Origin of the sequence: Dyella sp. RRB7, from assembly GCF_022761115.1 — a bacterium.
In the GTDB taxonomy this organism is placed as follows: domain Bacteria; phylum Pseudomonadota; class Gammaproteobacteria; order Xanthomonadales; family Rhodanobacteraceae; genus Dyella.
In genome coordinates this window covers 281,073-305,757 of record NZ_JAKWJS010000003.1, presented here as the reverse complement: position 1 = coordinate 305,757, position 24,685 = coordinate 281,073, and the positions used below count along the sequence as shown (strand labels likewise).

The window sequence follows — 24,685 nt, the reverse complement described above, 5'->3', positions numbered from 1 at the left end:
CCGTTTCCTGTCCTTTCCTGAACCGCATGCAGCTGACTCCGGGCGCGGGCGGAGGCGGTTTCCTGAAGCCATTTTCGGTAGACGTGGTGCCATGCGCATAGGTCAGCGACAATATCATTAGTGACCGCCGCTTATGGTGTCAGTTCAGTGTTATCACGCTTGTGTCCGGGTGGGATAAACCCCACCTTGGGCGTGTCGTACATTTTTTCGGTTCCGGAGCTTCCCGTGCCCAAGATCGAGGTCTATTCCACCGCAGTGTGTCCTTACTGCGTGTCCGCCAAGAACCTGCTCAAGTCCAAGGGACTGGAATGGAGCGAAGTGCGCATCGACACCGATCCCGCACAGCGCGAAGCCATGCTGGCGCGTAGCGGCGGTCGCCGCACGGTGCCGCAGATCTTCATCAACGATCATCACGTGGGCGGGTTCGACGACCTGGTCGCCGCCGACCGCAGCGGCAAGCTGGCCGAACTGCTGGGGACCACCGCATGAGCAAGCCCGCCGACGAGCAGGCCGGCAAGGACCGGGTGGCCGAGTTCACCGCGTTCCGCCAGCGCATGAACGAACGCATCCTGTCCGAGGACAACCAGGTGGTGCGGCGCTTCTTCGCGCTGGATACGCAGACCTACAAGGCCGGCGCGCTGGACGTGAAGACCAAGGAACTGCTGGGCCTGGTCGCCTCCATGGTGCTGCGCTGCGACGACTGCATCAGCTATCACGTGGCGCAATGCAAGGAAGCCGGCGTGACGCGCGAGGAGTTCTTCGAGACCTTCAGCGTAGGCTTGGTGGTGGGTGGCTCCATCGTCATTCCACATCTGCGCCGCGCGGTGGATTTCCTCGACCAGCTTGAATCGGGCGAGGCGGGCCAGCCGGCCGCGGACTGCGCCAGCCACGCCTGACTGACGCGGGTGGCGGCCACTCCTTGTCGCCACCTTGACGCATGCGAGTTTATTCAATGCAGCATGCGAGGATTTGCGATGCCGGCCAGGGGCTTTTCACTGGCCGCCATGCGCCGCATGGGCGATAATTGACAGGATTTACATCCCTGCGCGACCCCGTCGCGGGGGTGCGCGATTCTTATCCCAAGGAGTGTCCCCATGAGCAAGACCATTGCCGTGATTCCGGGCGACGGTATCGGCCCCGAGATCATGAACGCCACGTTGCGCGTGCTCGATGCGCTGGACTGCGGTCTGTCCTACGAGTTCGTCGAGGCCGGCATGGTCGCGCTGGAGAAGCAGGGCGACCTGCTGCCGCAGTCCACGCTCGATGCCATCGCCAAGCACAAGGTGGCCCTAAAGGGTCCGCTGACCACGCCGGTGGGCGGTGGCTTCACCTCCATCAACGTCACGCTGCGCCGCCACTTCGACCTGTACGCCAACGTGCGTCCGGCGATCAGCTTCCCGGGCACCAAGGCGCGCTTCGACAACATCGACATCATCACGGTGCGCGAGAACACCGAAGGCGCCTACCTGGCCGAGGGCCAGTCCCTGTCCGAGGACGGCGAGACCGCCATCTCGATGATCCGCAATACCCGCAAGGGCAGCAGCCGCATCGTGCGCTACGCCTTCGAGCTGGCCGTGAAGAAGGGCCGCAAGAAGGTCACGGCCGTGCACAAGGCCAACATCATCAAGACCGCCTCGGGCCTGTTCCTCAACGTGGCCCGCGAGATCGCCAAGGAATACCCGCAGATCGAGTTCAACGAGATGATCGTTGACAACGCCTGCATGCAGTTGGTGATGAAGCCGGAGCAGTTCGACGTCATCGTCACCACCAACCTGTTCGGCGACATCCTTTCCGACCTGTGCGCCGGCCTGGTCGGTGGCCTGGGCCTGGCCCCGGGCGACAACATCGGCACTGAGGCGGCCATCTTCGAGGCCGTGCATGGCTCGGCGCCGGACATCGCCGGCAAGGGCATCGCCAATCCGTGTGCGCTGCTGCTGGCCGCATCCGACATGCTCGACCACCTGGGCATGGTGGACAAGGGCAACAAGATCCGCACCGCCATCCGTGACACCATGACCCACGACCGCGACAGCGTGACGCCGGACCTGGGCGGCAAGGGCAGCACCTCCAGCTTTGGCGATGCCATCGTCAAGCGCGTCCGCGCGGCCTGAGTCTTCGTTCGCAGAAAGCCCCTCTCGTTGGAGAGGGGCTTTTTTTTGTGCCGTGTTTTCCCGGTGCCGCCATCGATGCGGCGCACCTTCGTGCGGCCCGCCGGGCCAGGCGATCAACCGCTACGGCATCGTGGGCCAGCGGCTTGGAACGTTCAGCGGAAGAACGGCCAGGGCGCGAGGAAGATGATCCAGATCAGCAGCAGCATGCCCACGTACTTCACGGCGCGGAACAGCTTGGGGTGCTTCTTCTTGAAGGCGCGGTTGCGCTCGCGGCTGCGCTGGTTGAGCGCGAACACGCGGTTGACGAAACCGGTTTTTTCCTCGGGCGATTCGGTATTGGGCGACGCGGTGATCTTGCCCATGAACGCGCCGACACGATGATTGATGGCGCTCATCCAGCGCGTGCGCAGCGGGCGCTCCACGTCGGCGAACAGGATCACGCGGGTCTGGTCGGTGCGGTTCTCGGCCCAGTGCACGTAGGTTTCGTCGAACACCACGTCCTTGCCGTCACCCCAGCTGTGCATCTCGCCATCGACGAAGATGCGGCAGTCTTCCGAGTTTGGCGTGATCAGGCCCAGGTGGTAACGCAGCGAACCGGCAAACGGATCGCGGTGCGGATTGAGCTTGCTGCCGGGCGGAAGCAGGGCAAACATGGCCGCCTTGATGCTGGGGATCGAGTTGAGCAGGGCCACCGTCTTGGGGCACAGCGTCTCGGCGGAAGCGAGCGGTTCGCCGTACCACTTCAGGTAAAAGCGCTTCCAGCCCTGCTTGAAGAAGCTGTTGAAGCTGGCGTCGTTGCTTTTCTCGGATGCGCGGATATAACCCTCGTCGAACAGGTGCATGGCCTCTTCGCGAATGGTCTGCCAGTTCGCCTGCAGCAGGTCGAGCTGCGGAAAGCCGCGACGATCCAGGATGGGGCGCGCCGGTACGGCCGAGAAGGCGTACATCAGCAGGTTGTATGGCGCGAACACTGCCGAGTGGTCCACCAGCTGGCGGTCGAAACGCAGCTTGGCACGGCCGCGCAGGTGCACCAGCAGCACACAGAACGCGAACAGCAGGAACAGGATCAGCAGGACGAGGCGCGGGGCAAGGATCATGGACTTAGGGGCGCGGCCGTGGGACGGAAGCGCTCATTCTACCCCCTGGCCAGCGCTCCCCTTTGATCTGGTTCAGCTGACGTGCGGGTTCAGTGGCCGAGCACGTGCGCGAGTCCACCGCCGGGACGGTAACCGCGGGCCAGTGCGCGATGCACGTAGGCCACCGCGCGGCGTATGGCGGAGCGGGGCGCCTGCCCCTTGGCCAGCTCGGCGGCGATCGCCGAGGCCAGGGTGCAGCCGGTGCCATGCCCCTCGATGGGCAAGCGTGGATGGCGCAGCTCCATCATGCCGCGAGCGTCGTAAAAACGGTCGACCACCTCGCGCTCATCGGCATGGCCGCCCTTGAGCAAAACGCTGCCGGCGCCAAGACCAAGCAGCGCCTCGCCGGCATCGTCATAGTCCTGCGGGGTACCCAGCTTGCGACCCAGCAGGGCTTCCGCCTCGGGCAGATTGGGCGTGAGCACGTCGGCGAGCGGGATCAGCTCCTCCACCGTGGCCTCTACCGCATCGGCATCCAGCAGGCGCGCGCCACTGGTGGCGATCATCACCGGATCGACCACCAGCCAGGCAGGCTTGCGCGCGCGCATCTCGTTCGCCACCAGCCGGACCACGGCGGCGGTGCCGAGCATGCCGGTCTTCACCGCGCCGATCGGGAAATCATCGAACACGGCGGCGAGCTGGCTGCGGATGTGTTTCAACGGCACCGCATGCACAGCGGTGACGCCGCGCGTGTTCTGCGAGGTGATGGCCGCGATCACCGACAGGCCATGCACGCCACGTGCATGGAAGGTCTTGAGGTCGGCCTGGATGCCCGCACCACCGCCGGAGTCGGAGCCGGCGATGGTGAGGGCGATCGGTGGTGCGGTACGAGGCATGCGCGGAGCTTACAGCGCCTCCGAGGCAAAATCCGCCAGCCGCGAACGTTCACCGCGCCGCAAGGTGATATGCGCCGAATGGTCCCAGTGCTTGAAGCGGTCCACCGCATAGGTGAGGCCGGAGGTGGTTTCGGTGAGGTAGGGCGTGTCGATCTGCTCCACGTTGCCCAGGCAGACGATCTTGGTGCCGGGGCCGGCGCGGGTGATCAGCGTCTTCATCTGCTTGGGCGTAAGGTTCTGCGCCTCGTCGATGATCAGGTAGCGCGAGAGGAAGGTGCGTCCGCGCATGAAGTTCAGCGAGCGGATCTTGATGCGCGAGGCAAGCAGGTCGTTGGTGGCCTGGCGCCCCCAGCTGCCGCCTTCCTCGGGGTTGGCCAGCACTTCGAGGTTATCGGTAAGCGCGCCCATCCACGGCGTCATCTTTTCTTCCTCCGTGCCCGGCAGGAAGCCGATGTCCTCGCCGACCGAGACGGTGGCGCGGGTCATGATGATCTCGCGATAGCGCTGCTGGTCCATCACCTGCGCCAGGCCCGCCGCCAGTGCCAGCAGGGTCTTGCCGGTGCCGGCGGTGCCGAGCAGGGTGACGAAATCCACATCCGGGTCCATCAGCACGTTGAGCGCGAAGTTCTGCTCGCGATTGCGCGCCGCGATGCCCCAGACGGCGTGATTGGCGTGGCTGTGATCGTCCAGCAGCACCAGCGTGGCCTTGACGTCGTCCACGTGCAGCACGCGCAGTTCCACGCTGTTGTCGCCGGGCAGGAACAGGCACTGGTTGGGATACCAGTCCTCGTCATCGTGCCGCGCCACCTTGTAGAAGGTGCGGCCGCGTTCGTTCCACGATTGCACTTCCGGGTGACGCTCCCAGAAATCCTCGGTCAGTTCGGTCGAGCCGGTGTACAACAGCGCGAAATCGTCCAGCGCCCGATCGTTCTCGTAATCCTCCGCATGAATGCCATAGATCTTGGCCTTGATGCGCAGGTTGATGTCCTTGCTGACCAGGATCACCGCGCTATCGGGATTCTCGTCGCGCAGTTCGATCACCGCCGACAGGATCTGGTTGTCGGCCTTGCCGTGGCCGTTGGTGGTGCGCTGCTGGAAATACAGGCGGCCCACCGCGAGGCCGCGTTTGAGGTTGACGCCCTGCGGGTTGGCCAGTTCCAGGCCGTTGCTGATGCCATGGCCATTGCCGCGCTCGATCAGCTCGTTGAGAAAGCGGCTGACCTGGCGGCCGTTGCGCGAGACTTCCGACGCGCCTTTTTTCTTTTCGTCCAGCTCTTCCAGCACCGTCATGGGAATGAAGACATCGTGTTCCTCGAAGCGGAACAGCGAGGTCGGATCGTGCAACAACACATTGGTGTCGAGGGCGTAGATGCGCTTGCTTCCGGTCATACGGAAGGAACCTCTTGAGGATGCGAGGTGGAAGAACCGCGGCATGCGGCATGCCGCGGGGAGCCGGCCGGGTCGGCCGGATTGCCGTGCACCACGCCTTGCGTCCATCCGGCGGGATGGGCGAAAGCGCGGCGGGAAGGGCGGTCAGGGGTCACTTGGCGGGGATGGCGTCGAGCACGGCCTGGGCGTGGCCAGGAATTTTCACGTTGCGCCATTCCTGGACCAGCCTGCCTTCGGGATCGATAAGGAAGGTACTTCGTACGACACCCATGTGACGTTTTCCATACAGCACCTTCTCGTGGATCACGTCGAAGGCCTGGCACCAGGTTTCCTCGGGGTCGGATACGAGCGGGAACGGCAGTTCCTGCTTGGCGGCGAAATTGGCGTGGGACTTCACCGAATCGCGCGAGACGCCGATGATTTGCGCATGGCGCTTGTGGAACGCCGGATACAGGTCGCGAAAGTCTTTCGCTTCGTTGGTGCAACCGGGCGTGCTGTCCTTCGGATAGAAGTACACCACCACCCATTGGCCCTTGAGGCTGTCGAGTTTCAGCTCGCCGCCATCGCCGGTCGGGCCTTTGAGCTTGGGGACTTTTTTGCCGACTTCGGGCATGAGTTCTCCTGCGAAGCCCCGAGGGGCTTCGACTGCATACGGGGGATCGGGACGGGCAGGGCGGCGACAGCTGGCAGGCGGGCGGCAGGCGTGTGCCCTGCGATCGGTACGGCTCGACCCGCCTGCTGCATGCATGTTCTCCGGTGCTGCCTGGAGACAGAGACTAGCGCTTGTTTTGGCGGATAACAGCCCTTGCAAGGCATGTCGCCTGGAGGCATGCTCAACAGCCCGGCGGTGATGCCAAAAATCGCGCCCCGGCGCTGCGCCGAGGGCTCAGAACTTGACCGGGTCCATGATGGCGTCAAGGTTCAGGCCATCGCAGAACTCCAGGAAATCATCGCGCAGCGCCGCGATATGGGTCGCCGCGGGAATGCCGATGGTGATCTGCGCCTGGAACATCTCCGCTCCCGTCTGCATGGCCTGGTAGCGCATCGAGCTGAGCTGCTCGATCACGATGTCGCGGCGATCGAAGAAGTCGATGATCTTCACCAGGATGCCCGGGCGGTCGGCCGAGATCACTTCGACCAGGTAGGGCAGCAGGTGCGAGTGATGCTCGCGCGGGCCGGTGCGGTAGTGGACCAGCCGCAGCTCCTCGTCGCGCGCCAGCTTGGTCAGGGCCGATTCCAGCTTGGCCACGGCATCCCAGGCGCCGGTGGCCAGCAGGGTCAGCGACGTATCGGTGCCCAGCGTCGCCACGCGGGCATCGGCCAGGTTGCAGCCCGCCTCGGCGATGCGCCGGGCCAGGTTGAGCAAGGGGGTGCGCGGGGAAGGGGTCAGCGTCTGGATCAGCAATTGGTTGTCACTGCTGGTACGCGCGGAAGAACGGTTCAAGGGGATCCACCTGTGGCAATCCCCGCACGCCGCGGGGTGGCGCTTGACCCTCCGAGCTTACTTGTCGCCCCTGCAAAGCCGCAAGTAATATGCAGGGCTGGATTTTGGCCGGAGCGGGTCTTGAACATTCGTGGAAGCATCTGTGCACTGGTGACGCCGTTCGCGGCGGACGGTGCACTCGATCTGGCGGCTTTCGGGCGGCTGCTCGACTACCAGCTCGAGGGCGGCACGGAAGGCGTGGTCGTGGCCGGGTCCACCGGCGAGGCGCACATGCTTGAGCACGAGGAATACGACCGCCTGCTGGCCTTTGCGGTAGAGCGCGTGGCGGGGCGTATCCCGGTCATCGCCGGCACCGGCGAGGCCGGCACGGCCAAGACGGTGGCGCTTACCCGTCGCGCGAAGGCGCTGGGCGCCGACGCGGCACTGGTGGTCGCCCCTTATTACGTGCGGCCCACCCAGGAGGGCCTGCGCCGGCACTTCCTGGAAGTGGCCGAGCACGGTGGCCTGCCGGTGCTGCTGTACAACGTGCCGACGCGCACCGCCTGTGATTTGCTGCCCGCGACCGTGGCGCTGCTGCGCGAGCACCCGGCCATCGTGGGCATCAAGGACGCCCTGAGCAGCGACGAGCGTATTCGGGCCAATGCGGAACTTGCGCGCCCGGATTTCGTCTATCTCTCCGGTGACGACGGTACGGCGGCCAAGGCCATGCTGGCGGGGGGCGCGGGTACCATCTCGGTGGTAGCCAATCTGGTGCCTCGTGCGTTTCGCATGTTGTGCGATGCGGCCACGGCGGGCGACCGGCTGGAGGCGCAGCGCTGCAACGCGGCGCTGGCGCCGTTGGTGGAGGCGCTCAACTGCGCGCCGAATCCGATCGCCGTGAAGGCTGGGCTGCCTTCCTTGGGGCTGGGTTTGGCGGCGCCGCGCCTGCCTTTGGTTGAATTGGAGGATGGTCCCGACCGCACGCGCCTGAGCGAAGCGCTGGCAGGTCTGGCATCCTTGGCGAATGCGGCCTGATGTTTTCGGGCTACTGATACTCCTACGGAATCTGCTTACATGAAGAAAAACCCGCTTGTGGTGGCCCTGCCGGTCCTGGCCTTGTCTGCCTTGTTGCTCTCCGGCTGCGGCATGTTCCGTTCGCAGAAAGCCTGGGAAACCGCCAAACAGGAAACACCGCTCGAGATCCCGCCGGGACTGGATACCCCGTCCACCAGCGCCGCGCTGGTGATCCCCGAGCCGGGTGCCAACAACCCGACCGCCAATGGCGCCACCGCCCGCTTCGGCAAGGGGGGCGGCGTGATCGCGGACGGTTTCGTGATCAATGACACCATCGACAACACCTATCGCCGTGTCGGCCAGGCGCTGGAGAATGGCGATATCGGCCAGGTGCTGGCGCATGACGACGACGCCCACACCTACACGCTGAGCGTGGTGGCTTCGGACCTGCCCACCGAGAAGAAGGGCTTCTTCAGCAGCATGTTCAACGGCAAGTCCAAGCAGACGGCTGATGCTCCGGGTGCCGCGCCGCATCAGGTCCAGCTGACCGTCGGCAACAGTGGTGTCAAGGCCAGCGAAGTGCGCGCCCAGGGCGACGCCGCCGCGGTGGCCAAGGTGGTCGATACGCTCAAGGGTCGCCTGGGCGGCAGCTGAGCCGGGCCCGCGCAGCCATAAAAAACGCCGCCCTTGGGCGGCGTTTTCTTGTATGCGCGTCAGGCGGGGTTCACCTGGCCGGCAGTGGGGGAGTTCAACGCTCCAGCAGGTCGAGCTTGCCGGGCTTGTTTTCCCATGCCTTGGCGTCAGCCAGGCCGTCCTTGCGCTCGGTGATCACCGGCCAGCTCTTGGCCAGCTCCGCATTCAGCGCCACGAACGATTCCTGCCCGGCGGGCACGTCGTCCTCGGGGTAGATGGCGTTGATCGGGCACTCCGGCTCGCACAGGGTGCAGTCAATGCACTCGTCCGGATTGATCACCAGGAAGTTGGGGCCTTCGTGGAAGGCGTCGACTGGACAAACCTCGACACAGTCGGTGTATTTGCACTTGATGCAGTTGTCGGTAACGACAAAAGTCATACTGTCGCGTGCCTGTTTAGAATGAGCCGGGGCCTTGCCAGGCCGGAAGTGGCGCTCCCTACGAGGTTCGAACTCGTGTTCCCGCCTTGAGAGGGCGGTGTCCTAGGCCACTAGACGAAGGGAGCGAAATGCACCGGAGCGCGCTAGTATAGCGAAATTGTTTCGCCCGGCAATGCCCGGGACGCATGGTCCCTCCGTGCGAAACAGTCCCGTCAGCTCCCTGGGGCCACGGCGGGAGTGGACGCGGCGCCTGGCGTCGCGATTTCGCTTTGAATGGCGCCACCGCGCCCGCAAGGATCCCTACCGCTTGAATCACGACGCAAGGACCACCACTACGCCTGCACTGCGCATCATTCCGCGCGAGCAGCACGTGATTTCGCGCAAGAACATCAGCAAGGCCGCTTTGCGCGTGCTGTACCGCCTCAACGAGGCCGGCTACCAGGCCTATCTGGTCGGCGGCGCCGTGCGCGACCTGCTGCTTGGCGGACACCCCAAGGATTTCGACGTCGCCACCAATGCGACGCCGGACGAGGTGAAGAAGCTTTTCCGCAACTCGCGCCTGATCGGCCGTCGCTTCCGCCTGGCCCATGTGGTCTACGGGCCGGAGATCATCGAGGTGGCCACCTTCCGTGGCACCGGCGAGGAAGAAGGCGAAGGTGACCGCCATATCGTCGACGGCCGCATCGTGCGCGACAACGTATGGGGCACCATCGAGGAAGACGCCATCAGGCGCGACTTCCGCGTCAATGCGCTCTACTACGACATCAGCGATTTCTCGGTGCGCGATTACGTCGGCGGCATGCAGGACGTGGAAGATCGCGTGCTGCACCTGATCGGCGATCCGGCCACCCGCTATCGCGAAGACCCGGTGCGCATGCTGCGTGCGGTGCGCCTGGCGGCCAAGCTTGGTTTCCGCATCGACGCGGCGGCGTCCGCGCCGTTCGCCGAGCTGGGGCCGCTGCTGGCCGATGCCGCACCGGCGCGCCTGTTCGACGAGTCGCTCAAGATGTTCCTGGCCGGCAACGGCCTCAAGAGCTTCCATCTGCTTGAACGGAGTGGCTTGCTGAAGTTCATGTTCCCAGCCACCGCGCGCGCGCTCAAGCGCGGCGACGAGGCCTTGCGTGCCTTGATCGAGCAGGGCCTGGCCAATACCGATGCGCGCGTCGCCGAAGGCAAGTCGGTCACGCCGGCATTCCTGTTTGCCGTGCTGTTGTGGGGTGAGGTGCGCGATCTGGCGCACACCTGGACGACCAAGGGCATGGAGAGCGCAGCCGCCTGGGATCGTGCCGCCGCGCAGGTGGTGGGCGAGCAGTGCCAGCGCGTGGCGATCCCGCGCCGCTTCACCCTCACCATGGAAGAGATCTGGTCGCTGCAGCCACGTTTCGAGCAGGTGCAGCGCAAGCGCGTGTTCCGGCTGATGGCGCATCCGCGTTTCCGTGCCGCGTTCGATTTCCTGTTGTTGCGTGCCGCCGAGTCGCCGGCGATCCGCGAGTTGGGGCAGTGGTGGGCGCATGCCCAGCAATTGCCCCATGAGACGCTTGCCGCTGCCTTGACCGGCAGTGCGCCGCAGGGCCCGGCTGGCGAAGTCGCCGCGGTGCCCTCGCCACGCAAGCGTCGCCGACGCAAGCCGGCCGGCAAGTCGGGCAACAAATCGGGCAGCAAGTCGGATCCCGCGTGATCGAAGCCTTTATCGCGCTGGGCAGCAACCTGGGCGACGCGCGCGCCCAGGTGCTGGGTGCCTTCGATGCGCTGGCGCAGTTGCCCGGCACGCGACTGCTGGCGCGTTCGCCGCTGTATCTCACGCCACCATGGGGTGTGTTGGAGCAGCCGCCTTTCATCAATGCTGTTGCGCATGTCGATACGGCCCTGCCGCCACATGAATTGCTCGATGCGCTGCTGGCGATCGAGCGGGCGGCTGGCCGCGTGCGTGATGGCGAGCGCTGGGGGCCGCGTACGCTCGATCTGGACATATTGCATCTGGACGGCGTGGCGTTCTCCGACGAGCGATTGACCTTGCCGCACCCGCGCATCCGCGAGCGCGCCTTTGTGCTGCTGCCCCTGCATGACCTGGCGCCCGCATTGCAGCTGCCGGGCCAGGGCCGGGTGGCGGATCTGCTGGCTTCACTCGATACCGCCGGCTGTGAACGGTTGCCTTGAGCCCTTCACCTCGCACGCGGGATAATCAACGTCTAACTCCGCTCTAAGGAATTGTTGTGTACGCGCAGAAAGCGAACGCACCCACACGCAAGCCGGTCACCGTGCCATCGTTGCGTGCCATGAAGGCGGAAGGTCGTCGCATCGTCATGCTTACCGCGTACGACGCCACGTTTGCGGCGCAGCTGGAGATGGCCGGCGTCGATGTCGCCCTGGTGGGCGACTCGCTGGGCATGGTGATCCAAGGGCACAGCAGCACCTTGCCGGTGACGCTGGATCACATGGTCTACCACACCAGCATCGTGGCGCGCGGCTTGTCCGCTACCTTGCTGATCGCTGATCTGCCGTTCATGGCCGATCGCGATGTCGCGCATGCACTGGAAGCCGGCGCCCAGCTGGTGAGCGAAGGGGGCGCGGCCATGGTGAAGATCGAGGGCGCTGCGCCGCATATCCTCGAAGCCATTTCGGCCCTGGTGGAGCGTGCGATTCCGGTGTGCGCGCATCTCGGCCTCACGCCGCAGTCCGTGCACAAGTTCGGCGGTTTTCGTATTCAGGGACGCGCCCAGGAAGCGGCGGACCGGTTGGTGGCACAGGCCGAGGCGGTCGAGGCCGCGGGTGCCGACCTGCTGGTGCTCGAAGGTATTCCCACGGCGTTGGGCGAGCGCATCACGCGCGCCGTTTCCATCCCGACCATCGGCATCGGTGCCGGCCCGCATTGCGATGGCCAGGTGCTGGTGATCCAGGACATGCTGGGCATCACGCCGGGCAAGCGCCCGAAGTTCAGCAAGGATTTTCTCGCAGGACGCGATTCGGTGGCCGCGGCGATCGCGGCCTACGCCGAGGACGTGCGCAGTGGCGCCTTCCCGGCCCCTGAACACAGCTTCGACTGAAGAGCAAAGCAGACATGCAGACAGTGCAAGACGTCGCCGCGCTGCGCGCCACCATCCGTGGCTGGCGTGGCCAAGGCCTCACCGTAGGTTTCGTGCCCACCATGGGCAACCTGCATGCCGGTCACCATTCGCTGATCAAGCTGGCCCGCGCGCGCGCCGATCGCGTGGTGGCCAGCGTATTCGTCAATCCGACGCAGTTCGGTCCTAACGAGGATTTCGAACGCTATCCGCGCACCCTGGTGCAGGATCAGGTGGGGCTGGCCGAACAGGAGTGCGATCTGCTGTTCGCCCCCGAAGTGGCCACGATGTATCCGTTCGGCGCGCAGAACAGCGTCAGCATCCATGTGCCCCAGCTCACCGAGACGCTGGAAGGGGCGCATCGCCCCGGCCATTTCGACGGCGTGGCCACGGTGGTGTGCAAGCTGTTCAACCTGGTGCAGCCGGACCTGGCGGTGTTCGGCCAGAAGGATTTCCAGCAGCTCAAGGTGATCGAGCGCATGGTGCGCGACCTGTCGTTGCCGGTGAAGATCATGGCCGCGGCGACCCTGCGCGCCGATGACGGGCTGGCGCTCAGCTCCCGCAACCAGTACCTCTCTGCCGAGGAGCGCGTCCTGGCGCCGCAGCTCTACGCCACGCTGCAGCAGATGCGTGAGCTGATCGCCAAGGGGCATGCCCGCGCAGTGGTGGAACAGGCCGCCGCCTCCAAGCTGGCCCGGGCCGGCTTCGAGCCGGACTATGCGGCGATTCGCCGCGTCGATGACCTCTCCGAGCCGGCGGATGGCGAGCGCGAAGGGCTGGTGGCGCTGATCGCCGCCCGGCTGGGCAAGACCCGCCTGATCGACAACTTGCCGTTCGACTGAGCGACCCCATATTGGGGCCGAAGTCGGCCCCATGTTGCGACGCCGCGAACCCGGCTCGATAATAGTGGGCTACGCGGGCTTTACCTGCCGGAAACTGAAGTCATGAATCTGAACATGCTCAAGGCCAAGATCCACCGTGCGACGGTGACCCACGCCGAGCTCCATTACGAAGGCTCCATCGCGATCGACGGCCTGTTGCTCGATGCCTCCGGCATTCGCGAGTACGAGCAGATCCACGCCTGGAACATCAACAACGGCAAGCGCTTCGTCACCTATGCGCTGCGTGCCGAGGAAGGCTCCGGCATCATCTCGGTCAACGGCAGCGCGGCACATCGCGCCCAGCCCGGCGACCTGATCATCATCGCCGCGTTCGCCCAGCTGTCCGAGGCCGAGGTCGAGCAGTTCCAGCCCACCTTGGTGTACGTGGATGCCGATAACCGCATCTCGCACACCAATCGTTCGATCCCCAAGCAGATGGCGGCGGCCTAAGCCCCGGGGGCCCGCTCATGGGCTCTTCAACAGGAAGTGCGTTCCAACGGAAACACTTCCTGACGCAGTAGCGCGCGCTGTGCGCAGGCGTATGGTTCCGGTGCCATGGCTGCGCCGCCACATGGGTGCTGGCATCGGGCACTGGGAGCTGCGTAAGATCGGGGTTCCCATTCGTCAAGCATGAGAGCCCATGTCGCCCGAGCGCCGTTCGTCCTTCCTGGCAGAGCACGTCGATCGTCTTGCACGCGTCCATCTGCGTGATTTGCTGAAGGATGCCGCGCGCGGCAAGCGGCTGCGACACCGATCCGGGCCGATCCTGCTGGATTTGAGTCGCCAGAAACTCGATGGCGTCGCGCTCGACGCGCTCGGTGCGCATGTCGAGGCCAGCGGCTGGCAGGCCGCGCGTGATGCGATGTTCGCCGGCGCGCCCATCAATACCTCCGAGCATCGCGCGGTACTGCATACCGCATTGCGCGCCAGTGGCTCGCAGCTGCCTTCGCCAGCACCGCGCGATGCGTTGCAGGAGATCGAGCAGACGCTGCAGCGCATCGACGCCCTGGTACACGCCATTGGCCTGGGCGATGCCTCCGATTTCGGTGTCGCGCCGGGCATCACGGATGTGGTCAATATCGGCATCGGCGGTTCCGATCTTGGTCCGCGCCTCGCCGTGCGGGCGTTGGCGCCGTATCACGTGCCGGGCTTGCGCAGTCACTTCCTCACCAACGTCGACGGTCAGTCGGCATATGAGCTGATGCATCAGCTCGATCCCAAGCGCACGCTGGTGGTGGTGGTATCCAAGACCTTCACCACGCAGGAAACCCTGCTCAACGGCACGGTGCTGCGCGACTGGATCAGTCGTGCATACGCTGGCGATGCGAACGCGGTGTCGCGTCACTTCCTGGCGGTGAGCGCGAACGTCGCGGCTGCGGAAGCCTGGGGCGTGCCGGCGGCGCAGGTCTATCCGATGTGGGATTTCGTCGGCGGCCGTTTCTCGCTGTGGTCGGCGGTCGGCCTGTCGCTGGCGCTGGCCATCGGCAGCTACAACTTCCATGCGCTGCTCAAGGGCGCGGCACATATCGACGATCATTTCCGCAGCGCGCCCTGGCAGGAAAACCTGCCGGTGCTGCTGAGCCTGGTGGAACTGTGGAACCGCAATGGCCATGGGCGCGGCAGTCGCGCGGTAGTGCCGTATGCGGATCTGCTGACCGACCTCACTTCCTACCTGCAGCAGCTGGAGATGGAGAGCCTGGGCAAGCAGGTCACCCCGCAGGGCCAACCGGTGGCGCAATCCACTTCGGCGGTGGTGTGGGGCAGCGTGGGGACCAACGCGCAGCACGCGTACTTCCAGGCGCTGCACCAGGGCACCGACGTGGTGCCGCTGGAATTCATCGGCGTGGTGAAGCCCGCGCACGATCTGCAGGCCAATCACGATGCCCTGCTGTCCAACCTGCTGGCCCAGGCGGCCGCGCTGGCGCTTGGCAAGACCTTCGACGAGGCATTGGCCGAAGCGAAGGAGGGCGATGATGCCGCCCGCCGTGTGCTGGCCGCGCAGCGTACCTTCCCGGGTGATCGCCCGAGCACGGTGATCCTGCTCGACGCGCTGACGCCGGAAAGCCTCGGCGCATTGATCGCGCTGTACGAGCACAAGGTGTTCATGCTCGGCCATCTGTGGGGCATCAATGCCTTCGACCAGTGGGGCGTGGAACTGGGCAAGTCCATCGCGCGGCAGATATTGCCGGCGCTGGAAAGTGATTCGGGGCATGCCGGGTCTTTCGATACGGCCACGCAGGCCTTGATCGAGGCGATCCACGAACGCCGCAAGTAAGGAGCTAGGACGGGTGCCGCGCCAGCGCCCATGCCACGTGCTCGCGCACGATCGCCGAAGGGTGGTCGGCGCGCGCCAGCAACGCCTGGCGTACTTCCTCCGAACGAGGCGCATTGCCCAGCGCCACCGCGATGTTGCGCAGCCATCCCTCGTAGCCGGTACGGCGGATCGCCATGCCTTCGGTGCGCTGCAGGAATTCCTGCTCGCTCCAGCCGAATAGCTCGACCAGCCTGGCTCCATCGAGCCGATGGCGCGGGGCGAAGTCGGGTTCGCTGGTGTCCTGCGCGAACTTGTTCCACGGACAGATCAGCTGGCAGTCGTCGCAGCCGAAGATGCGGTTGCCGATCGGCGCGCGCAGTTCCTCGGGAATGCTGCCGCGCAACTCGATGGTGAGATACGAGATGCAGCGGCGCGCATCGAGCCGGTATGGTGCGATGATCGCCTGCGTGGGGCAGATGTCGATGCAGCGCCGGCAGCTGCCGCAATGGGCCGTGGCGGGTTCGTCCACCGGCAATGGCAGGTTGGTGTACAGCTCACCCAGGAAGAAATACGAGCCCGCGCGGCGATTGATCAGCACCGTGTGCTTGCCGATCCAGCCCAGTCCCGCGTTGCGTGCCAGCGCCTTTTCCAGCACCGGCGCGGAGTCGACAAACGCGCGGTAGCCGAAGTCGCCGATGGCGCCATGGATGCGCTCGGCCAGTTTCTGCAGCCGGTTGCGCATGAGCTTGTGATAGTCGCGGCCCAGCGCGTAGCGCGCCACGTAGCCGGCCTCGGGGTCTTCCAGCACGTTCCACGCGTTGCGCGTGCCGGGCGGGATGTAATCCATGCGCACCGAGATCACGCGCAGCGTGCCGGGTTCCAGCTCGGCGGGGCGGCTGCGCTTGTCGCCGTGGCGGGCCATGTAATCCATCTCGCCGTGGTGGCCATCGTCGAGCCAGCGCTTGAGGTGAACCTCGTCTTCGCTAAGCGCGGTGCCGGAAATGCCTGTCTCGGCAAAGCCCAGCTCGCGCGCCCAGTGCTTGATGTCGCGGGCGAGCGCGGCGTAGTCGACGGCAGGGGCGGCGGTGCTAGGCATGGGCCTATTGTAGGCGCTACGACTGCGGAGCCCGTGGCAGGCATGCCTATAATTCGCCCATGACTACCCGCGCCCATCGTCACGAGCTCTATACCGTTGAACAGGTGCGCGCGCTCGACCGCCGTGCCATCGATACGCTGGGTATTCCCGGCTATGAGTTGATGCAGCGCGCCGCCGCGGCCGCGCTGATCTGCCTGCGGCAGCAATGGCCGCGGGCGCGGCGCGTGGCCGTGTATTGCGGCCCGGGCAACAACGGCGGCGATGGTTTTCTGCTGGCGGCGCTCGCGCGCGAGGCCGGTTTGCATGCCGAGGTAATCGCGTTGGGCGAAAGCCGTGGCGATGATGCGGTGCGTGCGCGGCAGGCATTCGAGCAGGGCGGTGGTACGGTGCATCCCTGGCGCGATGAGCTCGAACTGCCCGCGACGGATGTGCAGGTGGATGCCCTGTTCGGCACCGGGCTGCAGCGCGCGCTGGCGCCCGAGGTGGCACAGCTGGTGCGGCGGATACACGCCATGGGGGTGCCGATCCTGGCGCTCGACGTGCCTTCCGGCGTCAATGCCGATACCGGCAACGTGCCGGGCGAGGCGATCCAGGCCGATATCACGGTGACCTTTATCGCGGCCAAGCGCGGGCTCTACACCGGACAAGCGCCGGGCTACGTCGGGCGGGTGCAATGGGAATCGCTGGGCTTGCCGGAGGCGCTTTGGCAGGGCACGCAGGCCGATGCCGGGTTGATGCAGGTGCAGACCCTGCCGCCGCGTCCCCGTCAGGCCTACAAGAACGATAACGGCCATGTGCTGGCGATCGGTGGCGAACATGGCACCGCCGGGGCCATACGTCTTTGCGGCGAGGCGGCCCTGCGCGGCGGCGCCGGCCTGGTCAGCGTGGCGACCCGCGCCGAGCACCTCGTGGCCCTCAATGCGGCCCGCCCGGAGTTGATGGCGCACGAGGTGAACGGACCGCAGGCGCTGGCGCCGCTTCTGAAGCGTGCCACCGTGCTGGCGGTAGGCCCGGGGCTGGGGCAGGGCGCCTGGGGCCATGCGCTGTGGCTGACGGCGCTGGAGGCAGGCCTGCCGATGGTGCTCGATGCCGATGGACTGAATCTGCTGGCAAGCGAGCCCCGCCATCTGGCCGGCCCGGTGGTGCTCACCCCGCATCCCGGTGAGGCGGCGCGGCTGCTCGGCTGCGGCACGGATGCGATTGGCGCCGATCGCTTCGGCGCGGTACGCGAGCTGGCGCGTCATTTTGGCGCGGTAGTGGTGCTCAAGGGCGCCGGCAGCCTGGTGGCTGACCCGGCAGGGCGCGTGGCGGTTTGCCCGTGGGGCAATCCCGGCATGGCGTCGGGCGGCATGGGCGACCTGCTCACCGGCATCGTGGCGGCCCTGCTGGCGCAGGGTTGCGATGCCTGGCAGGCGGCCTGCCTCGGTGTCGCCCTGCATGCGCGTGCGGGCGACGCCGCCGCCCGCCACGGTGGCGAGCGCGGCCTGCTCGCCAGCGATTTGCTGGAGCCCCTGCGACAGTTGCTCAACGGACAGGCCGCATGACGGCACATCAGTGGGAGCTTGCCGACGAAGCGGCGACCGCCGCGCTGGCCACCCGCCTGGCCGGCGTGCTGGACGAGGGGCTGGTGATTTATCTGCATGGTGACCTGGGCGCCGGCAAGACCAGTTTCGCGCGCGCCCTGCTGGGCGCCGTGGGGGTGGGCGAGCGCATCAAAAGCCCCACCTACAGCCTGGTCGAGTCCTACCGCGCCCACGGTCGGCCAGCCTGGCATTTGGACCTCTACCGCATCGCCGACCCGGGTGAGCTGGAATGGCTTGGCCTGGATGCGTTGTCCGATCCTGCCGCGCTGGTGTTGGTGGAATGGCCCGAGCGGGGCGTCGGTGCCTTGCCCGCCGCGGACGTCATCGTGCACCTGGCCTACGCGGGGACCGGGCGTCACGCGGCGCTGGAGTCGCGCACCGAGCGGGGCGCACGGACGCTGTCCCGGCTAGGCTGAAAAGACCGCCCGTTTTCTCTAAGTATCGGTACTTGCTGAGATTTTTCTCCCGCTCATGGCGAGCTGAGAGGCCTTCAGTTTGCGTGGCTTGCGGCCGATAGCTGGAGGTTGCCTGACAAATCCCATGCAGGTTATGGATATTCAAGGGAAAAACCGCTTGCATTCAGCAAAGTCCTGGGCTTCAATTCCGCCCATGAAGGGATATAGGACGCATCCTGCTCGGTTCGCCGCCGTGGCCTTGCTGGCCCTGGCGCCTTTCTGCGCCTCGCATGCCGCGGACGTGAAGGCCGCGCGCGTCTGGGCGGGGCCCGAATACACCCGCGTGGTGCTGGATGTCTCCGGCCCGGTGACCTACAAGGTCGCGCAGGACGGCGACCAGCTCACGGTCGACGTCAACGACAGTTCGATCAGCAGCAACTTCAGCTCGCCGTCCGCCCAGGGCCTGTACAAGGGCCTGAGCGGCGCCCGCCAGGGCAACAACGTGCGGCTGACCGCCAAGGTCGCCCCTTCCAGCAACGTCAAGAGCTTCCTGCTCAAGCCGCAGGCCGACTACGGCTACCGGCTCGTGCTCGATCTGTATCCGGGCAATGGGGTGGTCAGCTCCAAGTCCGCTTCGCCGGATTCGGACGACAGCAGCGCGGCGCCCGTGGTGGCATCCGCCTCGCTCCCGGTGCCGGCGCCGGTACCGCCACATTCATCGGGCAAGTCCAGCCTGAAGCCGACCCAGAGCGGCATGGCCTCCACCCGGGCGGCCGCGGCCATGCTCAATGGCGAGCGCAAGGTGGTGATCGCCATCGATGCCGGCCATGGCGGCGAAGACCCGGGTGCGCATGGCCCCGGCGGCACGCTGGAGAAGAACGTCACCCTGGCCGTGGCCAAGCAGCTGGCCGACCAGATCAACCAGCAGCCCGGCATGCGGGCGGTGCTGACGCGCAATGCGGACTTCTTCATTCCGCTCGCCCAGCGTTACCAGATCGCCCGCAACAACGCCGCCGACCTGTTCGTTTCGATCCACGCCGACGCCTTCATCAATGGCGACGCCAAGGGTTCGTCGGTATGGGTGCTGTCGCCGCGCGGCAAGACCAGCATGGCGGCGCGCTGGCTGGCCGATGGTGAAAACCGCGCCGACCTGATCGGCGGCGTCACCCTGGATGACAAGAACGACGGCCTGGCCGCCGTGCTGCTCGACCTGCAACAGGGCTATTCGATGCAGGCCAGCGAATCGGTGGCCGGCAACGTGCTCAAGGCACTGGGCAGCCTGGGTCCGACCCACCGTGGTTACGTGGAGCGGGCGAACTTCGTGGTACTGCGCTCGCCGGACGTGCCCTCGATCCTGGTCGAGACGGCCTTCATCAGTAACCCGGACGAGGAGCGCAAGCTGCGCGACCCCAGCCACCAGGCGCATCTCGCCGAGGCGGTGATGACGGGCGTCAAGAGCTACTTCGAAGCCACGCCCCCGCCGGGCAGCTGGTTCGCCGCGCAGGCGGCACGCCGCAACGGCACGGTGATCGCGTCGGTTCGCGACTCGGGTGATGAAACGGCCTCGGCGGCGAACAAGGCGGTGGCCCAGGCCATGGCTTCCTCCGCTTCGTCCAATGGCGGCGACAGTTCGGCACGTGCCGATGACGGGGTGCGCGACCTGCACCGCGTGGAGCAGGGCGAAAGCCTGCGCAGCATCGCGCGCCAGTATGGCGTCAGCGTCAATGCCCTGAAGAGCGCCAACCGCATCGACAGCGACAGCAGCGTGCGGGTGGGCATGATGCTCACCATCCCTGCCGGCTGACACGTCTCCCAGGCTTCTGGACCGAAGCGCTGCCCTGGAGGCGGCGCTTTTACTTTCGTCCGGCCGGCCCAGGCTCTAAGCTTTGCCGATGCCTGTGATCCGCCCTCTCCCCCCCGAACTCATCAACCAGATTGCCGCCGGCGAAGTCATCGAACGGCCGTCGTCGGTGGTCAAGGAACTGGTCGAGAACAGCCTCGATGCCGGCGCCACCCGTATCGAGGTGGATATCGAACAAGGTGGCGCGCGCCTGATCCGCGTACGCGACGACGGCTGCGGCATCGTGCCGGACGAACTCAAGCTGGCCGTGGCCTCGCATGCCACCAGCAAGATCGGCAGCTTTGATGATCTTGAACATGTCGCCAGCATGGGCTTTCGCGGCGAGGCGCTGGCGTCGGTATCGTCGGTGGCGCGCTTTGCGCTGACTTCCCGTGCACAGGGACATGACACCGCGTTCCGCATCGAAGTGGATGGCGGCAAGGTGCAGGCGGCCCGACCCGCCCAGCATCCGCAGGGCAGCAGCGTGGAAGTGCGCGACCTGTTCTACAACGTGCCGGCCCGACGCAAGTTCCTCCGCGCCGAACGCACCGAATTCGCGCATATCGACGACCTGCTCAAGTCGTTGGCGCTGGCGCGCGGATCGGTCGAGTTCCGCCTGAGCCACAACGGCAAGCCCGTGCGCATCCTCAAGGCGGCGCGGGACGAAAGCGCCGCCCTGCAGCGCGTGGCCGAAGTGCTGGGGGAGGATTTCCCCACGCAAAGCCTGCGCATCGATCATGCGGCGGCGGGCTTGCATCTGTCCGGTTGGGTAGGGTTGCCCACGGCGTCGCGATCGCAGGCCGACTCGCAGTATTTCTACGTCAACGGCCGCCTGGTGCGCGACCGCGTGGTGGCGCATGCGGTGCGCCAGGCCTATGCCGACGTGCTGTTCCACGGGCGTCACCCGGCATTCGTGCTTTATCTGGAACTCGATCCGGCCGGCGTGGACGTCAACGTGCATCCGGCCAAGCACGAAGTGCGCTTCCGCGAGCAGCGCCTGGTGCACGATTTCCTGTTCCGCACCCTGCATGAGGCGTTGGCGCAGACGCGAGCGGGGCAGGTGGGCCTGTCCGTTGCCGAGCCGGTGAACACGGCAGCGCTGTCGTCCCATGGCGTGGCGTATGCCGCGGCGCCCGCCGCCGCGCCGGCGTGGCCCAATGCCTTCAGCCAGAGCCGGCTCAGCCTTGGCGTGCGCGATGAGCCGCTGGCGGGCTATGCCGCCTTGTTGGGTGAGCCCGTGGCGAATCCGGCGTCGCTGGCGCTTGCGGCGAACACGCCCATGCCCGAGGTGGCAGACGATGAGGCGCCCCCGCTGGGCTTCGCCATCGCGCAGCTCAAGAGCATCTACATCCTGGCCGAGAATGCGCATGGCCTGATCCTGGTGGACATGCACGCGGCGCATGAGCGCATCACCTACGAGAAGCTCAAGGCCGGCCGCGCCTGCAGCAACCTGCGTTCGCAGATGCTGCTGGTGCCGTTGAGCCTGGCGGTGAGTGCGAAGGAGGCCGCCGCCGCCGAAGAGCATGCCGAGGCTCTGGCCGAGTGGGGGCTGGAGCTGTCGCGCAGTGGCCCTTCGGGCGTGGTGGTGCGGCGTATTCCGGCCCTGCTGGAAGGCGCGGATGTCGCGCAGCTGTGTCGCGACGTGCTGGCCGAGCTGGCCCAGCACGGCAGTTCGCGGCGCCTGCAGGAGCTGGAGAACGAACTGCTTTCCACCATGGCCTGTCACGGCTCGGTGCGCGCCGGCCGTCGCCTCACCCTTCCGGAAATGAACGCCCTGTTGCGCGAGATGGAAGCCACCGAGCGCTCCGGCCAGTGCAACCACGGCCGCCCCACCTGGACGCAACTGAGCCTGCCGGAGCTGGACAGGTTGTTCATGCGCGGTCGTTGAGTATTCCCTGCCGCGCTTGCCATGCCGGCAAATGGACGTCCATACTCGGACTTCGATTCCGACGGGGCCTGCCATGTTGCGTACCACCGTTCTTGCTATCGCCTTGAGCTTTGGAGTTGCCGCCGTGCACGCCCAGACCACCAACACCGCTACGGCGGCCGATTTTTCCCAGCAGAACCAGCAGTGGCAGCACAAGCGCCTGGCGAATCTCACCGCGCCCAACGGCTGGCTGAGCCTGGTCGGCCTGGAATGGCTGAAGGATGGCGCCAATCGCATTGGCAGCGCCGCCGACAACGACATCGTGCTGAAGGTCGGCCCGGCGCACCTGGGTGTGGTGACCTTGTCCAAGGACGGCGCGCTGCACCTCGTGCTGGACAAGAACAGCGGCGCTACCGTCGATGGCAAGGCGGTGACTGAGGCCACCCTGCTTGACGATGCGCATGCCGGCGAGGGTACGCCTACCACGGTGGCCTTCGGTTCGGCGAACTTCTTCGTCATCGACCGCGACGGCCGCAAGGCGCTGCGCGTGAAGGACAGCAACGCCCAGACGCGCACGCACTTCCTCGGCCTGGATTACTACCCGGCGGACCCGTCATGGCGCATCGTGGCCGACTGGGTGCCGTTCGATCCGCCGCACGAGCTGGAAATCGGCTCGGTGCTGGGCACGATCAACAAGGAGAAGGTGCCGGGCAAGGCGGTGTTCCATCGCGATGGCCACACCTATGAACTGATGCCGATCCAGGAAGAACCGGACTCGCTGTTCTTCGTGATCGCCGATCGCACCTCGGGCCATGAAACCTACGGCGCGGCCCGTTTCCTGTATGCCGAGCTGCCCAAGGACGGCAAGGTGGTGCTGGATTTCAATCGCGCCTACAACCCGCCCTGCGCATTCACCCCGTATGCCACCTGCCCGCTGGCGCCGCCGGAGAACCGGCTGGATCTGGCGGTCACCGCGGGCGAGAAAAAATATCGGGGCGGGCACTGATCGCGGCGTCTGGCCGCGATCAAAATCAAGCACGCGGCTCTTGCTCTTAGCGCCCCTTGAAGGTTGCCTTGCGCTTCTCCAGGAACGCGCTGGTACCCTCACGCATGTCTTCGGTGGAGAAGGCAAGGGCGAACGCCTGGGTCTCGAACTCCAGGCCCTGGTCGATGGATGCTTCGCCGCCCTGCAACACGGCGTCCAGGATGCCGGCCGCCGCCAGCGGCGCCGCTACGGCCAACTGGTCGGCTAGCGCATTCACCGCCTCGTCCAGCACCTCGGGCGCCACCACGCGGGTCACCACGCCCAGCTCATAGGCGCGCTGGGCGCTGATGGGGGCGCCGGTCAGGCACAGCTCCAGCGCGGCGCCGCGGCCGGCCAGCCGCAGCAGGCGCTGGGTGCCGCCGAAGCCCGGGACCAGCCCGAGGTTGATTTCCGGCTGGCCGAATTTCGCCTTCTCGCTGGCCACGCGCAGATGGCAGCACATGGCCAGCTCCATGCCACCGCCGAGTGCGAAGCCCTGGATGCGGGCGATCACCGGCTTGCCCAGGCGTTCGACCCGGCTCATCAGTTGCTGGCCGGCCCGCGAGAAGCCCTGCGCCTGCACCGGTGTGTATCCGTTCATCTCCGAGATATCGGCGCCCGCCACGAAAGCTTTTTCGCCCGCGCCGGTCAGCACGACCACGCGGACGTCGTCATCCTGCGCGGCCTGGTTGAAGGCCAGGGTGAGTTCATTGATCGTGTCGCGATTGAGCGCATTGAGCTTGTCCGGGCGGTTGACGGTGATCGTGCGCACCGCGCCGCGATGGGTGATTTCCAGGTTCCGATAGGCCATGACTTCACTCCGGCAACAAAACGCACATGGTAGCAGCGGGAACCTTTGCGGCCCCTGGCGTTCTCAGCTGGGATGCCGGGTTGTCCGGTGTTCGCTGCACGACGGGCCCGGACCGCTTACGATGGTGGAGTACCGGTTTCAATGGAGATAGGCATGGCACAACTGCGTTGGCTGGCTCTGGGCATCTTGCTGTGGGGTGCGTCAGTGCATGCGCAGGACGGCGCCGCATCGCCGGATGCCGCATCGGGCAAGCTCGACAAGGCCAAGCTGTCCTATGCCATCGGCTATCAGATCGGCAGCCAGTTCGCCAACGGCGATCCGGATATCGATATCCCCACGCTGCAGCGGGCGATCCAGGACGCCTATGCCAAGAAGCGTCCTTCGGTGTCCATGCAGGACATGCATGACCAGCTGCAGCGGCTCGACCAGCAGATGCACTCCGCCGCTATGGCGGAGTTCAAGCGCATCGCCGAGGCCAACGCGCGCAAGAGCGCCGACTACATGGACCGCAATCGGCAGCAGCCGGGCGTGATCCAGCTGCCGTCGGGCATCCAGTATGCGGTGATCAAGAAGGGCGATGGCCAGAGCAGCCCGACCGTCACCAGCATGGTCACGGTCAATTACCGCGGCATGCTGGTGGATGGCACCGAGTTCGACAGTACCTGGGCGCGTGGTGCGCCGGTGCACTTCGAGGTCGACAAGGTGATTCCCGGCTGGCAGGACGTGATTCCCCGCATGCACGTGGGTGACCGCTGGAAGGTGGTGATTCCGCCCCAGCTCGCCTATGGCGCGCATGGGGCGCTGCCACGCATCGGGCCCAACGAGGCGCTGGTGTTCGAAATCGAGTTGCTCGACGTCCGCCAGCCTTGATGCAGTACCGCTGCCGAGCGG

The 24,685-nt window shown here is 66.1% G+C and carries 25 protein-coding genes and 1 tRNA gene; 17 read left to right on the top strand and 9 right to left on the bottom strand.

The genetic code is table 11. The features are described 5' to 3' along the window. Nucleotides 1–225: 225 nt before the first annotated feature. The 3 genes from grxC (at nucleotide 226) to MJ606_RS10380 (ending at nucleotide 2,111) form a co-directional block, all read left to right on the top strand. Nucleotides 226–489 (top strand): glutaredoxin 3, encoded by a 264-nt coding sequence (grxC, locus tag MJ606_RS10390; protein ID WP_243049441.1) that lies wholly within the window; start codon nucleotides 226–228, stop codon nucleotides 487–489. After that, on the top strand, nucleotides 486–896 hold the full coding sequence (locus MJ606_RS10385; protein WP_243049440.1) for a carboxymuconolactone decarboxylase family protein: 411 nt from the start codon (nucleotides 486–488) through the stop codon (nucleotides 894–896). The genes grxC and MJ606_RS10385 overlap by 4 nt, the downstream gene beginning before the upstream one ends. Before the next feature lie 198 nt (nucleotides 897–1,094). Beyond that, the gene (locus tag MJ606_RS10380; RefSeq protein ID WP_243049439.1) at nucleotides 1,095–2,111 is read left to right on the top strand and encodes an isocitrate dehydrogenase; all 1,017 of its coding nucleotides are present in this window, start codon (nucleotides 1,095–1,097) and stop codon (nucleotides 2,109–2,111) included. 152 nt (nucleotides 2,112–2,263) lie between these two features. On the opposite strand, the gene MJ606_RS10375 is transcribed toward MJ606_RS10380, so the two are convergent. From MJ606_RS10375 to MJ606_RS10355, 5 genes are all read right to left on the bottom strand, one after another. Then, a complete protein-coding gene (locus MJ606_RS10375; protein ID WP_243049438.1) occupies nucleotides 2,264–3,208 on the bottom strand; it encodes an aspartyl/asparaginyl beta-hydroxylase domain-containing protein in 945 nt (314 codons plus the stop codon). A gap of 89 nt (nucleotides 3,209–3,297) precedes the next feature. Further along, nucleotides 3,298–4,083 (bottom strand): bifunctional hydroxymethylpyrimidine kinase/phosphomethylpyrimidine kinase, encoded by a 786-nt coding sequence (thiD, locus tag MJ606_RS10370; RefSeq protein ID WP_243049437.1) that lies wholly within the window; start codon nucleotides 4,081–4,083, stop codon nucleotides 3,298–3,300. 9 nt (nucleotides 4,084–4,092) lie between these two features. Beyond that, nucleotides 4,093–5,472, bottom strand: a complete 1,380-nt coding sequence (locus MJ606_RS10365; RefSeq protein WP_243049436.1) for a PhoH family protein — start codon at nucleotides 5,470–5,472, stop codon at nucleotides 4,093–4,095. 151 nt (nucleotides 5,473–5,623) lie between these two features. Continuing rightward, nucleotides 5,624–6,085, bottom strand: a complete 462-nt coding sequence (locus MJ606_RS10360) for a peroxiredoxin (RefSeq protein ID WP_243049435.1) — start codon at nucleotides 6,083–6,085, stop codon at nucleotides 5,624–5,626. Between the two features lie 273 nt (nucleotides 6,086–6,358). Beyond that, the gene (locus MJ606_RS10355) at nucleotides 6,359–6,922 is read right to left on the bottom strand and encodes a glycine cleavage system protein R (protein WP_243049576.1); all 564 of its coding nucleotides are present in this window, start codon (nucleotides 6,920–6,922) and stop codon (nucleotides 6,359–6,361) included. Nucleotides 6,923–7,036: 114 nt separating this feature from the next. On the opposite strand from MJ606_RS10355, the gene dapA reads away from it, so the two are divergent. Both dapA and MJ606_RS10345 read left to right on the top strand, forming a co-directional pair. Further along, on the top strand, nucleotides 7,037–7,930 hold the full coding sequence (gene dapA, locus MJ606_RS10350; protein WP_243049434.1) for a 4-hydroxy-tetrahydrodipicolinate synthase: 894 nt from the start codon (nucleotides 7,037–7,039) through the stop codon (nucleotides 7,928–7,930). A 39-nt stretch (nucleotides 7,931–7,969) separates the two neighbouring features. After that, nucleotides 7,970–8,563: a hypothetical protein gene (locus MJ606_RS10345; RefSeq protein ID WP_243049433.1), complete on the top strand. Its 594-nt coding sequence runs from the start codon at nucleotides 7,970–7,972 to the stop codon at nucleotides 8,561–8,563. A 94-nt stretch (nucleotides 8,564–8,657) separates the two neighbouring features. Here MJ606_RS10345 and fdxA read toward each other — a convergent pair whose 3' ends face one another. Continuing rightward, entirely contained in the window at nucleotides 8,658–8,981 is a 324-nt protein-coding gene (gene fdxA / locus MJ606_RS10340; protein WP_243049432.1) for a ferredoxin FdxA, read from the bottom strand. Nucleotides 8,982–9,030: 49 nt separating this feature from the next. Further along, nucleotides 9,031–9,106, bottom strand: a tRNA-Glu gene (locus tag MJ606_RS10335). Nucleotides 9,107–9,288: 182 nt separating this feature from the next. Between MJ606_RS10335 and pcnB the strand changes: the two genes are divergently transcribed. The 6 genes from pcnB to pgi all read left to right on the top strand — a co-directional run bounded on the left by pcnB (nucleotide 9,289) and on the right by pgi (nucleotide 15,199). After that, nucleotides 9,289–10,659 (top strand): polynucleotide adenylyltransferase PcnB, encoded by a 1,371-nt coding sequence (pcnB, locus tag MJ606_RS10330; protein ID WP_243049431.1) that lies wholly within the window; start codon nucleotides 9,289–9,291, stop codon nucleotides 10,657–10,659. Continuing rightward, complete coding sequence (gene folK / locus MJ606_RS10325) at nucleotides 10,656–11,138, top strand: 2-amino-4-hydroxy-6-hydroxymethyldihydropteridine diphosphokinase (RefSeq protein WP_243049430.1); 483 nt, start codon at nucleotides 10,656–10,658, stop codon at nucleotides 11,136–11,138. The genes pcnB and folK overlap by 4 nt, the downstream gene beginning before the upstream one ends. A 56-nt stretch (nucleotides 11,139–11,194) precedes the next feature. After that, nucleotides 11,195–12,025, top strand: a complete 831-nt coding sequence (gene panB, locus MJ606_RS10320; protein WP_243049429.1) for a 3-methyl-2-oxobutanoate hydroxymethyltransferase — start codon at nucleotides 11,195–11,197, stop codon at nucleotides 12,023–12,025. A gap of 14 nt (nucleotides 12,026–12,039) precedes the next feature. Next, nucleotides 12,040–12,885 (top strand): pantoate--beta-alanine ligase, encoded by an 846-nt coding sequence (gene panC, locus MJ606_RS10315; protein ID WP_243049428.1) that lies wholly within the window; start codon nucleotides 12,040–12,042, stop codon nucleotides 12,883–12,885. A 102-nt stretch (nucleotides 12,886–12,987) separates the two neighbouring features. Then, nucleotides 12,988–13,374 carry an aspartate 1-decarboxylase gene (gene panD, locus MJ606_RS10310; protein ID WP_090450268.1) on the top strand — a complete coding sequence of 129 codons (387 nt, stop codon included), beginning with the start codon at nucleotides 12,988–12,990 and terminating at the stop codon, nucleotides 13,372–13,374. 190 nt (nucleotides 13,375–13,564) lie between these two features. Beyond that, complete coding sequence (gene pgi / locus MJ606_RS10305) at nucleotides 13,565–15,199, top strand: glucose-6-phosphate isomerase (protein ID WP_243049427.1); 1,635 nt, start codon at nucleotides 13,565–13,567, stop codon at nucleotides 15,197–15,199. A gap of 4 nt (nucleotides 15,200–15,203) precedes the next feature. Here pgi and queG read toward each other — a convergent pair whose 3' ends face one another. After that, nucleotides 15,204–16,274, bottom strand: a complete 1,071-nt coding sequence (queG, locus tag MJ606_RS10300) for a tRNA epoxyqueuosine(34) reductase QueG (RefSeq protein ID WP_243049426.1) — start codon at nucleotides 16,272–16,274, stop codon at nucleotides 15,204–15,206. A gap of 59 nt (nucleotides 16,275–16,333) precedes the next feature. Between queG and MJ606_RS10295 the strand changes: the two genes are divergently transcribed. The 5 genes from MJ606_RS10295 to MJ606_RS10275 all read left to right on the top strand — a co-directional run bounded on the left by MJ606_RS10295 (nucleotide 16,334) and on the right by MJ606_RS10275 (nucleotide 22,965). Continuing rightward, a complete protein-coding gene (locus tag MJ606_RS10295) occupies nucleotides 16,334–17,818 on the top strand; it encodes an NAD(P)H-hydrate dehydratase (protein ID WP_243049425.1) in 1,485 nt (494 codons plus the stop codon). Continuing rightward, nucleotides 17,815–18,273, top strand: a complete 459-nt coding sequence (gene tsaE, locus MJ606_RS10290; RefSeq protein ID WP_243049424.1) for a tRNA (adenosine(37)-N6)-threonylcarbamoyltransferase complex ATPase subunit type 1 TsaE — start codon at nucleotides 17,815–17,817, stop codon at nucleotides 18,271–18,273. Before MJ606_RS10295 ends, tsaE begins: the two co-directional genes overlap by 4 nt. A gap of 193 nt (nucleotides 18,274–18,466) precedes the next feature. After that, nucleotides 18,467–20,056, top strand: a complete 1,590-nt coding sequence (locus MJ606_RS10285) for an N-acetylmuramoyl-L-alanine amidase (protein WP_243049423.1) — start codon at nucleotides 18,467–18,469, stop codon at nucleotides 20,054–20,056. A gap of 88 nt (nucleotides 20,057–20,144) precedes the next feature. Continuing rightward, nucleotides 20,145–21,980 carry a DNA mismatch repair endonuclease MutL gene (gene mutL, locus MJ606_RS10280; RefSeq protein WP_243049422.1) on the top strand — a complete coding sequence of 612 codons (1,836 nt, stop codon included), beginning with the start codon at nucleotides 20,145–20,147 and terminating at the stop codon, nucleotides 21,978–21,980. Nucleotides 21,981–22,053: 73 nt separating this feature from the next. Further along, nucleotides 22,054–22,965, top strand: coding sequence for a DUF1684 domain-containing protein (locus MJ606_RS10275; protein WP_243049421.1), 912 nt, complete (start codon nucleotides 22,054–22,056; stop codon nucleotides 22,963–22,965). Between the two features lie 46 nt (nucleotides 22,966–23,011). Here MJ606_RS10275 and MJ606_RS10270 read toward each other — a convergent pair whose 3' ends face one another. Continuing rightward, nucleotides 23,012–23,794 (bottom strand): enoyl-CoA hydratase-related protein, encoded by a 783-nt coding sequence (locus MJ606_RS10270; protein WP_243049420.1) that lies wholly within the window; start codon nucleotides 23,792–23,794, stop codon nucleotides 23,012–23,014. A 153-nt stretch (nucleotides 23,795–23,947) separates the two neighbouring features. On the opposite strand from MJ606_RS10270, the gene MJ606_RS10265 reads away from it, so the two are divergent. Next, nucleotides 23,948–24,664, top strand: coding sequence for an FKBP-type peptidyl-prolyl cis-trans isomerase (locus MJ606_RS10265; RefSeq protein ID WP_243049419.1), 717 nt, complete (start codon nucleotides 23,948–23,950; stop codon nucleotides 24,662–24,664). Nucleotides 24,665–24,685: the final 21 nt, after the last annotated feature.